This window comes from Chromohalobacter beijerinckii, from assembly GCF_023061185.1.
In the GTDB taxonomy this organism is placed as follows: Bacteria; Pseudomonadota; Gammaproteobacteria; order Pseudomonadales; family Halomonadaceae; genus Chromohalobacter; species Chromohalobacter beijerinckii.
Genome location: NZ_JAKGAK010000008.1, coordinates 103,519 through 115,236, shown reverse-complemented (window position 1 = coordinate 115,236; position 11,718 = coordinate 103,519). Strand labels below are relative to the sequence as shown.

At 61.1% G+C, this 11,718-nt stretch carries 10 protein-coding genes; 5 read left to right on the top strand and 5 right to left on the bottom strand.

The window, feature by feature from the left end:
* Window positions 1–503: LuxR C-terminal-related transcriptional regulator (locus L1075_RS08695; protein ID WP_246941413.1), on the top strand; the 503-nt coding region annotated here is incomplete at its 5' end.
* Between the two features lie 50 nt (window positions 504–553).
* Here L1075_RS08695 and L1075_RS08690 read toward each other — a convergent pair.
* Window positions 554–2,095 carry an aldehyde dehydrogenase gene (locus L1075_RS08690; RefSeq protein WP_246941412.1) on the bottom strand — a complete coding sequence of 514 codons (1,542 nt, stop codon included), beginning with the start codon at window positions 2,093–2,095 and terminating at the stop codon, window positions 554–556.
* Window positions 2,096–2,110: 15 nt separating this feature from the next.
* Complete coding sequence (locus tag L1075_RS08685; RefSeq protein ID WP_246941410.1) at window positions 2,111–3,349, bottom strand: Zn-dependent hydrolase; 1,239 nt, start codon at window positions 3,347–3,349, stop codon at window positions 2,111–2,113.
* A gap of 204 nt (window positions 3,350–3,553) precedes the next feature.
* Between L1075_RS08685 and L1075_RS08680 the strand changes: the two genes are divergently transcribed.
* The 3 genes from L1075_RS08680 to aguA all read left to right on the top strand — a co-directional run bounded on the left by L1075_RS08680 (window position 3,554) and on the right by aguA (window position 7,506).
* Window positions 3,554–4,951 carry an aminotransferase gene (locus L1075_RS08680; RefSeq protein WP_246941408.1) on the top strand — a complete coding sequence of 466 codons (1,398 nt, stop codon included), beginning with the start codon at window positions 3,554–3,556 and terminating at the stop codon, window positions 4,949–4,951.
* Window positions 4,952–5,038: 87 nt separating this feature from the next.
* The gene (locus tag L1075_RS08675) at window positions 5,039–6,385 is read left to right on the top strand and encodes a Na+/H+ antiporter NhaC family protein (RefSeq protein ID WP_246893821.1); all 1,347 of its coding nucleotides are present in this window, start codon (window positions 5,039–5,041) and stop codon (window positions 6,383–6,385) included.
* Between the two features lie 8 nt (window positions 6,386–6,393).
* On the top strand, window positions 6,394–7,506 hold the full coding sequence (gene aguA / locus L1075_RS08670; protein ID WP_246941406.1) for an agmatine deiminase: 1,113 nt from the start codon (window positions 6,394–6,396) through the stop codon (window positions 7,504–7,506).
* 123 nt (window positions 7,507–7,629) lie between these two features.
* Here the strand turns inward: aguA and L1075_RS08665 are convergent, their stop codons facing one another.
* Together L1075_RS08665 and L1075_RS08660 are read right to left on the bottom strand one after the other, a co-directional pair.
* Entirely contained in the window at window positions 7,630–8,361 is a 732-nt protein-coding gene (locus tag L1075_RS08665) for a glutamine amidotransferase-related protein (protein WP_246941404.1), read from the bottom strand.
* Between the two features lie 54 nt (window positions 8,362–8,415).
* Window positions 8,416–9,765 (bottom strand): glutamine synthetase family protein, encoded by a 1,350-nt coding sequence (locus L1075_RS08660; RefSeq protein WP_246941402.1) that lies wholly within the window; start codon window positions 9,763–9,765, stop codon window positions 8,416–8,418.
* A 227-nt stretch (window positions 9,766–9,992) separates the two neighbouring features.
* On the opposite strand from L1075_RS08660, the gene L1075_RS08655 reads away from it, so the two are divergent.
* Window positions 9,993–10,805 carry a response regulator transcription factor gene (locus tag L1075_RS08655; protein ID WP_075369600.1) on the top strand — a complete coding sequence of 271 codons (813 nt, stop codon included), beginning with the start codon at window positions 9,993–9,995 and terminating at the stop codon, window positions 10,803–10,805.
* Between the two features lie 85 nt (window positions 10,806–10,890).
* Here L1075_RS08655 and L1075_RS08650 read toward each other — a convergent pair whose 3' ends face one another.
* A complete protein-coding gene (locus L1075_RS08650) occupies window positions 10,891–11,643 on the bottom strand; it encodes a CDP-alcohol phosphatidyltransferase family protein (protein WP_246941401.1) in 753 nt (250 codons plus the stop codon).
* Between the last annotated feature and the right edge of the window lie 75 nt (window positions 11,644–11,718).

Genomic DNA, 11,718 nt, shown 5'->3' with positions numbered 1-11,718 from the left:
ATCGTTTCGAGAGCAGCGACTACTATCATCACTATTATCGAGCCTTGGGGCTCACCGACGAGATCGGCTTGTTCGCCAGGGTCGATACGGACGTCGTTATGGTGGTGTCACTGGGCTTCCGTGACGATGCCCCACGGATCACCCGCCGGGATATGCTGGCGTTACGCCATATCTCGCCGGTACTGGAAGCTCTGCTCGGAGAATACTGGAAGTGGCAGGAACATCGCTTCCACCAATGCCTAGCCGAGCGAGAACCCGTGGAAGAAGCCTTCGATAGCTTCGGGCGGGAGCGCCTGACGGCACGCGAACGAGAGATCGTGCGCCTGCTGCTGGCGGGCCACTCCACCAAATCAGCGGCCCGCGAACTGGGCATCAGCGACGGCACCGTCAAGGTCCACCGCAAGCACCTCTACCAACGCCTCGAGGTTTCCAGCCAGTCACAGCTCTTTCGGCTTTTCCTCGACCACGTGGCGCTGGTCTCGCGGCGCCACGTGGAGCAGTAGACCTCGGCGCCCTCTGGAGTCGTGGAACATCACTGACCTCGTGACGTCGTTCAAGTCGAAGGCGTCAGCGATATCCAAACGGTCTTGAGATCGGAATATTCCTCCAGCGAATGGTGGGACTTGTCACGGCCGTTGCCGGACTGCTTGACCCCACCGAAGGGCACCGTCTGGTCCATGTCCGCCCAGTTGTTGACGAAGACCTGCCCCGAGCGCAGCCGACGGGTGACGCGCATGATGCGATCGATGTCCTGACTCCACAGGCCCGCCGCCAGGCCGTAGTCGCTGTCATTGGCCAGCCGCACGGCCTCCTCCTCGATGTCGAAGCCGAACACCGCCAATACCGGGCCGAATATTTCCTCCCGACCGATGGCCATGGCGTCGGTGACGCCATCGAACACTGTCGGACCGATGAAGAGACCCTGGCCATTGATCCCTTCGACATTCAGGGCCTGGCCGCCGGCACGTAGCGTAGCACCCTCTTCGACACCCTGGCGGATATAATCGAGTACACGTTGATACTGGGTCTGATCGACCATTGCGCCCATGAAGCTCGCCGGATCCAACGGATCGCCGGGCTGCATGCGTTCGGCGGCTGCCAGCACCTTGTCGACGAAGACCTCACGGATCGCGTTCTCGACCAGCAGCCGCGAGCCGGCGATGCACACCTCGCCCTGGTTGTGGAAGATCGCCCCAGCGGCATGCTCGGCCACCCGGTCCAGGTCCTTGCAGTCGGCGAAAATCACGTTCGGGCTCTTGCCCCCGCACTCCAGAAAGACCTTCTTGAGGTTCGACTGTCCGGCGTACTGCATCAGTTGCTTGCCGACCCCGGTGGAGCCAGTAAAGGCCAGACAGTCGACGTCCATGGACAGCGCCAGGGCCTTGCCCACGGTATGGCCAAAACCGGGCAGCACCTGAAAGACGCCACGCGGTAAACCGGCTTCCCGGGTCAGCTTCGCCAGACGCAACGCCGACAGCGGCGACTTTTCCGAGGGCTTGAGAATGACACTGTTGCCGGCGGCCAGCGCCGGGCCGATCTTCCAGGCCGTCATCATCAGCGGAAAATTCCAGGGCACGATCGACGCCACCACACCGAGCGGCTCGCGCATCACCAGGCCCAGACTGTCCTCACCAGTGGGTGCGATCTCGCCGTAGAGCTTGTCGATGGATTCGGCATGATGACGAATGCAGCCAATGGCGCCGGCCATATCCCCCATGGCACTCGACACCGGCTTGCCCATGTCCAGGCTGTCGAGCAGCGCCAACTCGTGCTGATGCTCTTCCATCAGGTCGGCCAGACGCAGCAGCACGGCCTTGCGCTCGCCCGGTGCCTGCCGTGACCACTCGCCACCTTCGAAGGCGCGCCGGGCCACGGCCACCGCAGCCTCGGCATCGGTGGCGTCGCAGCTGGCCACTTCGGCGAGCGTCTCGCCGGTGGCCGGATTGAGCGTGGTGAAGGTCGCGCCATCGACGGCATCGACGAAGGTGTCATCGATATAGGCACACGCCTCGAGGCCCTTTTCGACACTCAGGCGCTCGGCCAGCGCCCGCCAATCGGCATGAGTTTCGGGAATCGATGTTATGGATTGAGTCATGTTGTTCTCCTTATGTCAGTACACGCGGTTGGCGCGTTCAAGGATCGCATCGCAAAGCACTTGCGTGCCTGCGGCACAGTCTTCCGGCGTGGCGTATTCAGCCTCGTTGTGGCTGATGCCGTCGCGGCAGGGCACGAAGATCATGGCCGTCGGCGCCACCCGCGACACATAGACGGCGTCGTGGCCGGCACCGCTCATCATGCGACGGTATTTCAGCCCCTGCTCGCGAGCGCCGCGTTCCACCGCCGCGACGCACTCGGGGGCAAACTCGACCACCGGCGAGGCCCAGATCCGCTCCTGGGACACCGTGACGCCGCAGGTCTCGCCCACTTCGCTGAGCAGTCCTTCGAAATACGTCTGCAATGCGTCGAGTTCGTTCTCTACCACATGGCGCAGGTCGATGGTGAGTTTGACGTCACCCGGCACCACATTGCGTGACGCCGAGTCGATATCCAGGCAGCCGCAGGTCACCTTGGTGTCACCGCTTTCGTCGCCCAAGGCATGGGCCTGCAGCCGGTCGATCAGGCGCGCCGCCGCGGCCAGGGCATCGCGTCGGTAGCGCATGGGGGTAGGGCCGGCATGGGCCGATTGGCCTGCAAGCGTCACATCGAACCAGCGCATACCCTGGACACCGGTCACCACGCCGATGGTCTCGCCTTCTTCCTCGAGCACCGGGCCCTGTTCGATGTGCAACTCGAAGAAGCTGTCCAGGCGCGGTTCGCCGACCGGCGATTCGCCGGCATAACCGCAGGCCTCGAGAGCCTCGCCGAACGTCACGCCATCGCGGTCCTCACGGGCCAAAGTCGACTCGACGCTGAACGCACCGGCGTAGGTACCGGAAGCGACCATGGCTGGCGCGAAGCGGCTGCCTTCCTCGTTGGTCCAGACCACCAGTACCAGCGGCCGCTCGGTGACGATGCCCTGATCCGCGAGCGTACGGAACACTTCGAGCCCGGCCAGAACGCCGAGAATACCGTCGAAGCGACCGCCCTTGGGCTGGGTGTCCAGATGACTCCCCATGGCCACCGGCTCGAGATCGTCGCGCTGGCCGGCGCGGCGAATGAAGAGATTGCCGACGCGATCGACCCGCCAGGTACAGCCCAACGACTCGCACCAGTCGAGCAGTAAGCGTCGTCCGGCGGCATCCTCCGGGGTCAAGGCCAGGCGACAACTGCCACCGTGCTCGGTGGGGCCTATCTCGGCCATCGCCATCAGGCTGTCCCATAACCGTTGGCCATCAATGGAAACCGCCATGAGGTACCCCCTTTGTGCTTGTTAGGTATTTGCATCATTGAACACATTAGGCGGCTCCCCGGTCGCCGCGATATACCCCTATCAGGATATATTCCCACCCTCCCTTTCCTCGCTAGGCTCTTTGCGAAGGCAACGACGCATCATATCGACGCATCGCGGCCACCCATTACGGCAATGACCGCTTTTAACTGGCGAGACGACACCATGAACACCGAGACCCGTATCCACGATGCCCAAGCGCTGTGGCAGAAAGACAAGGATCACTTCATCCACCCATTCACCGACTTCAGCACCTTTCATGAGGAAGGCTGCGACCTGATCACCGACAGCGACGGCATCTACGTCCAGGATGCCCACGGCAACCGCTTCATCGACGGCATCGCCGGGCTGTGGTGCGTCAACGTCGGCCATGGCCGTCGCGAGATCGGCGAGGCGATGGCCGACCAGGCCACCCGCATGGCCTACTTCTCGACCTTCAACAACCTGTCCAACGCCCCGGCTGCCGAGCTTTCCGCCAAGCTGGCCGAGCTCGCCCCCGCGCACCTCAACCACGTCTTCTACAGCTGCGGCGGCTCGACGGCCAACGATGCCACCATTCGTTTGGTGCATTACTACTTCAACCGCTTGGGCAAGCCGGCCAAGAAGCGCATCATTTCACGCAACAATGCCTATCACGGCACCACCTACCTCGCCTCCACCCTGACCGGTATCGCCAGCAACAATTGGGACTTCGACACCCTCGATCATCTGGTCACTCATTTGAGCGAGGCCAACTGCTACCGGCGCCCCGAGGGGATGAGCGAGGCCGACTACTGCGATCACCTGGTTCGGGAGTTCGAGGACACCGTCGCCGAGATCGGCGCCGACAACATCGCCGCCTTCATCGCCGAGCCGATCATGGGCGCCGGCGGCGTGCTGGTGGCGCCGAAGGACTATCACAAGCGCATGCAGGCGGTGTGTCGCGCCAACGACATCCTTTACATCGCCGACGAGGTCGTGACCGGTTTCGGTCGCCTGGGGCACTTCTTCGCCTCCGAGGCGGTGTACGAGACCCAACCCGATATCATCAACTGCGCCAAGGGGCTGTCGTCCGGCTATGCACCGCTGGGCGCGACGCTAATCTCCGATGAGCTCTACGACGTGCTGTCCACCCCGCAGGGACCGGGCGGCGTGCTGAGCACCGGCTTCACCTATTCCGGGCATCCGGTGAGCTGCGCGGCGGCGCTCAAGAACATCGAGATCATCGCGCGCGAGGGGATCTGCGAAAACGTCCGCGAGGTGGGTCCCTATCTCGAGGAACGCCTGGCCTCGTTGTCGCATCACGCCACGGTGGGCGACGTGCGCGGTAGCCATTTCATGATGTGTCTCGAGAACGTCGCCGACAAAAACACCAAGGCGCTCTTTCCAATAGAGGCGCGGGTTGGCGATCGTATCGCCTTCGAGGCCCAGCAGCGTGGCCTGATCATCCGTCCGGTTGGGCACCTCAACATCGTCTCGCCGCCGCTGATCTGGACCCGCGAAGTGGTCGACGAGGTGGTGGCGATCCTCGACGCCGCGCTGACCGCCACGACAGCAACGCTGCAGGCCGACGGCTACCTGTAAAAGCGCCTTCTCGATCTGCCCAATGGAAGCATCCGAGGTCCATCCACGGGCCCAACCCCCGAGACCACAATCACAAAAGAGTACTACATGGACACTTACGGACTCTGGAGCCTGTTTCCCACCCTGATTGTGCTGATCATGGCCATCGTCACCCGCCGCACCATCGAATCACTGATGACCGGCGCGCTGGTTGGCATGTTGATGATCGATCCGACAAGCGTGGTGAACCAGGCTTCCGACACGTTGCTCACGGTGCTCGGCAACGACACCGTGACCTGGATCATCCTGGTCTGTGGGTTATTCGGCAGCCTGATCGCGCTACTGGTGCGTACCGGCGGCGTGCTAGCCTTCGGCGACGTCATGACCCGCCGCATCCATGGCCGGCGTCAGGGGCTGCTGACCACCTGGCTCCTCGGCCTGGCCATCTTCGTCGACGACTACCTCAACGCCCTGGCGATCAGCGCCTCGATGAAGAAAATCACCGACCGCTTCAAGGTTTCGCGAGAGATGCTCGCCTACATCGTCGACTCGACCGCCGCGCCGATCTGCATCCTGGTCCCCTTCTCGACCTGGGCCGTGTTCTTCGCCGGACTGCTCGAGGAAAACAATGTGACCGGCAGTGGCATGGGACTTTATATCGAGGCGATTCCCTACATGTTCTACGCCTGGATTGCCGCCGCGGTGGTCCCGCTGGTCGCGATGGGGTGGATCCCCGCCATCGGCCCCATGAAGACGGCCGAACTGCGTGCCAGCGGCGGTCAAGTGATGCCCGACGGCGCCGAGGAAAACGCCTTGGAGGTCGAGGACGAAGGCCAGCGACGCCCCCACCTACTCAATTTTCTGCTGCCCATCGCCAGCCTGATCTTCTTCACCTGGTATTTCGATATCGACATACTGCGCGGCGTGATCGTGGCCCTGGCCGTGACACTGGTACTGATCTTCAGCCAGCGCCTGATGAGCTTTCACGCCACCTTCGATACCGCGCTCGATGGCTTCAAGTCGATGCTCATGCCGTTGGGCACGCTGGTCGCCGGCTTCACGCTCAAGGAAGTCAACGATGGTCTGGGACTCACCGAATACGTGATCCAGACGCTGCAACCGCTGATGACGGCTCAGTTGTTGCCGGCAGTGAGCTTCGTCACGATGGCGTTCCTGGCCTTTGCCACCGGCTCGTTCTGGGGACTATTCGCCGTAGCGATGCCGATCGTTCTACCGCTGGCGAGCAGCGTCCACGCCGAGATGCCACTGGTGATCGGCGCATTGATCTCGGCCAGTGCCTTCGGCAGCCACGCCTGTTTCTACGGCGACTCCACGGTGCTATCGGCCCAGGGTAGCGGCTGCACGCCCATGGCCCATGCCCTGACTCAGCTTCCCTATGCGCTTATTGCCGCCTTCCTTGCCACGCTGGTATTTCTGGCAGCAGGCTATCTTTGAGGTTCGTCATGAACGACACAAACATCGCGACTGAGCGTCGCACCGCCACGCCGGCAGAACGCGGGTTTCGCATGCCCGCCGAGTTCGCCCCGCACGACGCCTGCTGGATGCTCTGGCCACAGCGTCCCGACAACTGGCGCTATGGGGCCAAGCCGGCCCAGGCGGCGTTCGTCGCCGTGGCCCGTGCGATCGCCGAGAGCGAGACGGTATTCGTCGGCGTCAACGACGATCAATACGAGAACGCCCGCAACCAGTTGCCGAGCCACATCCGAGTGATCGAGCTTTCCAGCAACGACGCCTGGATGCGCGATGTCGGGCCGACCTTCCTGACCCATCCGGATGGTCGCTTGGCCATGGTCGACTGGGAATTCAACGCCTGGGGTGGGCTCAACGGTGGCCTCTACTTTCCCTGGGACAAGGATCGTCGCATCCGCCAGAAGATCGCCGAGGTACTCGGTATCGAACGCTTCATCACCCCGCTGGTGGTCGAAGGGGGCGCCATCCACGTCGATGGCGAGGGCACCCTGATCACCACCGAGGAGTGCCTGCTCAATCCCAACCGCAACCCCGATCTCGACAAGCCCGAGATCGAACGACTGTTGTGCGCCTACCTGGGTGTCGAAAAGATCATCTGGCTGCCGCGGGGCTGTTTCCAGGACGAGACCGACGGCCACGTCGACAATCTATGCTGCTTCGTCGCCCCCGGCGAAGTGGCGTTGTCCTGGACCGCTGACGATAGCGACCCGCAACATGCCATCTCCCGCGAGGCCTTGGGAATTCTCGAGGCGGCCACCGATGCCAGGGGACGGCGGCTTACCGTGCACAAGCTACCGATGCCCGGCCCGTTGACCATCGCCGAGACCGAAGCCAGCGGCGTCGACCGGCTGAGCAGTTCGCGCCCACGGCAACCGGGCGACCGCATGGCCGCCTCCTACGTCAATTTCTACATTGGCAATTCGGTGGTGGTGATACCCAGACTCGACCCGGCCTACGACGACGAGGCACGAGCCATTCTCGAGAACTTGTTTCCAGACCGCCGGGTGGTCGCCGTCGATGCCCGCGAGATCCTGCTCGGCGGCGGCAACATCCACTGCATCACCCAGCAGCAGCCGCGTGTCTGAGCGTTGCATGGGCTTTCGGGATCATCGGGCTATTATCGCGATATGGCCCGATTGATCTCGAATGGCTACATCAAGCGCTGTATGGGCAAGCACCGGCATTTTCCAGACAACGCGTAGGCACGCCTAACGAGGTCGATCCTGCAGCAGAAACTCGGCCATCCAGTGGGCGACCTGCAGTGAATCCGTCTGCGCAGACGCTTCATTGAGTTCGACCAGCGCTGAGTCGGTCGCGGTCGACGGAATCGGAGCGTCACGACGTGACTGAAGCAACCGCGTTTCGAATGCCACGTTGAACTCTGGGTGCGCCTGAAGGGTCAGGATGCGGTCGTCGTACTGGAGGGCCGCAAACGGGCAGAACGACGAAGAAGCGATGACCTCAGCCTGCTTCGGCTTGCTAAGCACCTGATCCTGATGCACGGCATTCAGCGTGAATCGTCCATCCAGAGCGCTCAGTTCCGTTACGCTCTTTTCCAGTTGATAGGTGTGCAGTCCCACGCCCCAGCCTTGCGGATATCGATCGACGTCGGCACCGAAGGCTTCCGCCACGATCTGGTGGCCGAAGCAAATGCCCACGATCGGACGGCCGGTGTCATAGATTTCCAGAATCAGTTCTTTCAACCGTGCCATCCAGGGCGTCTTGTCGCAGACACTGAACTTCGAGCCGGTGATGATCCAGGCATCACAAGCATCGGCTGATTCGGGAAAAACATCGTCTCGGACATCGAAGGTCGTGAAGGTAAAGTCATAACCGGCTTGACCGAACAAATTAACGAACATGTCGGCGTAGGAACCATACGTTTCGATCAGGTTGTCCGGCGTCGTGCCGGTGGCCAGTATGCCGATTTTCAGCGTCATGACTGATTCCTCGCTCACGGCCGCGCCGTGCATGTATTCAGGGCCTGGCCAGGATCAGAGCAACCCCAGATAGGCCTCGTATTCAACATCGGAGATGCGCTTGTTCAGGCGACGGCGCTCCTGCCGCTTGGCGTGCGCGTAGACACGCACGAACTCTTCGCCCAGGTATTCACTCAGTTTCTCGCTCTGCTCGAAGCGAGTGATCGCATCCTGCCACTCGCAAGGCAACGGATATTGAGGACTCTCGTCGGCGTAGGCATCACCTTCCACCGGGGCATCCGGCTCGAGTGCGTTTTCCATACCATACAATGCACCGGCGAGAACCGACGCCAGCACCAGATATGGATTGGCATCGGCCCCCGCCACTCGGTGCTCGATACGACGTGCAAGGTTGGGGCTTTCCGGCACACGCAAGGCCACCGTCCTGTTCTCGTAGCCCCAGCTAGCATGCGTCGGTGCATGAGCGCCCGACATGAAGCGACGATAGGAATTCAGATGCGGCGCGAACACCAGCATGCTCTCCGGCATCAACTGCACCAGCCCGGCGATGGCGTGGCGCAGTAGATCACTGCCCTGCTCGGTGCCGTCATCGAACACATTGTGACCGTCGCGGTCGAGCAGGCTGAAATGCGTGTGAAAGCCGTTGCCGCTTTCCTCGACGTAAGGCTTGGCCATGAAGGTCGCCGAATAGCCGTGGCGGCGGGAAACACCACGCACGAGCCGCTTGAAGAGAATCGCCTGATCGCCCGCATTCAGCGGATCGGACACGTGGTTGAGGTTCACCTCGAACTGCCCCGGGCCCATCTCGGCAATGATGGTGTCGGCGTCGATCCCCTGCCCCTGGCAGGCCTCACGGATATCCGCGAAGAAGGCCTCGAAGCCGTCCATTTCCTCCACGGAATAACCTTCCGCATTGGCGAGACGGCGTCCTTTGCCATCGGCCAGTGCCGGCGGTATCGGACGCTGAATGCTTTCCGACTCGGCATCCATCAGATAGAACTCAAGCTCGGTGGCCATCACCGGTGTCAGCCCCTTTTCGGCGAAGCGATCCACCATGCGCTTTAGCACCTGCCGAGGATCGGCTTCGAAGGGCGTGCCATCGGGATTGAACATCATCGCCAGCATCTGGTCACGCGGCGCTTCCGACCAGGGCACAGGACTTGGCTCTTGGCTGACAGGCATGCAGACACCATCACTGTCACCGGTCTCGAATACCAGGCCATTGTCCAGAACATCGGCGCCCCAGAAATCAAAGCCCACCACCGAACGCGGCAGTTTGACCCCTTCCTTGTGGAGCTTTTTCAAACCGCTTGCAGGCAGGCGCTTGCCGCGTAAATTCCCGTTCAAATCCGTGATGAAGAGGTCCAGATCGCGGGCCTTGTCCTGTTTGTTATTCGTCGTCATACGCGTGGCTCTTGAATGCTTTTCGAAAATCAGAGCATCAAGATATCCCATCCAGATAGTGGTGTATCTATCACCCCAGGGGTATCCGGTCGGGAGAAGACGTCATTTATGTCTGCCTGTCGCATGACCCGAAGGCGCGCCGGGCTGGTGCCGGCCCACCATCTAGCTTAGCCTTGGAGGAATTCACGATAACACCCTGCAGCCGCGTACAAGAGCAAGGACAAGCGATGAGAGATCGCGTCACTCAGATACAGACCAATGAGAGTTGGCAGAAAAACTTGGCCGTACTCATCGAGCATCAGCGACTGCGCAGTTTTCCGGCGATGCTGGAGACCTTCCTTTCGACTCTGTGTTTCTTCGACACGATTTTGCTACTGACCTACAAGAAATCGCTGCGACCGATTCTCGTCCATCCTTCCGATCCGGCGGAGCAGAGCGACACCCTGCGCCAGTACATCAATCATGCCTATGTCCTCGACCCGCTGTTCCACGCCATCAAGGACACTGCCTCCCCCGGCATCGTGCGACTGGCCGACATCATGCCGGACTCATTCAAGAACACTGAGTACTATCAAACCTGCTACCAGAACTTCGGGCTGGTGGATGAGATCAATCTATTGATCCGTCTCGATGACGAAGTGACCTGCGCCATCACGCTCGGGCGCAAAGCCTCGCTGGAAAGCATTTCGCGCACCGAGTTGAATGCCCTGCAAGAGTTCCACCCGGTCATCAGTGCGCTCATGCGACAGTTCTGGCAGACCCAGTCCGACGAGTTCCTGCAATACGGCCGTTCCGACGGCCCCATGAAGCGCGCGCTGCGCACTTTCGCCAGTGGCGTGCTGACTCAGCGTGAACGGGAAATTACCGACCTCATCCTGCGGGGTTTTTCTTCCCAAGCGATTGCCGACCACCTAAAAATCAGCGTCGGCACAGTAAAGGTGCACCGCAAGAATATCCATGCACGATTGAATACCTCCACCCAGGCCGAAATCTTCACGCAATTCATCAACCACTTGAATCATCTTGAAGAACATCACTAGATGGGCCAATCAAGCATATAAGCTGAATAATGACATTTAGCCGTCGCTTAAGCCCCCTGACCTCTCCGAGAGCGTGAGCTCAATGTCAGACACACATGCGTCGGCGGCGATATAGCCACGCGACATCACTCATGAACGAGTACAACAGCAATATCAGCGCCAGGCCCACACTCAACATGGCCCAGAAGGTCGATACCCAAGGCAGTAACGCCGCCAGCAGGCTGATCACCTGCCACACGCAAATCACCTTACGGCGTAAACTCGACGGCAACGGCCGCCGCAACCATGTCCATGCATATCCTGCCGCGACGAAGACATATCGCAGCGCCCCGCACAACAGCACCCAGCCGCCCAGCTTGTCGAGCACCACGAGTGCGCAGCACAACACTGCTATGAAGAAGGCATCCAGCTCCATGTCAAACCGGGCGCCGAAGGCAGTGGTGGAATGCGTATGTCGTGCCACCCAGCCATCGAGGCCATCCAAGCACAAGGCCAGCAATGCCAGCCCTACCATTTCCAGCGTATGACGTTGCATAAAGGTAGGAAACGCCATGCTGCCGGCCAGTAGTGCGATCAACGCCCCCCGCAGCAAGGTCACGCGATTGGCCCAGCCCAGCCAACGCAATGCTACTGGCCAACCCCATACGATCATGACCGCCATCGCCAGATACACCCCCCCTACCGTCCAGCCAAGCCCGGGGGGCGCTGCCAGGTGCCACTGAAGGGTTTCCACCAGCAGCCCCACCAGGCACAAGCCCAACAGTAGCTCTATAACCGCCGGCATTCCATGTACCCACGATGCTCTGCGGCCGGTGGCGTGGCGTGATGTATCACGCATGACCTTTTCTCCCCAACGTCTGCATTTAACTATGGCAGAAGGCCCAATAAACAGCGCGATTTTCACTACGCTGAT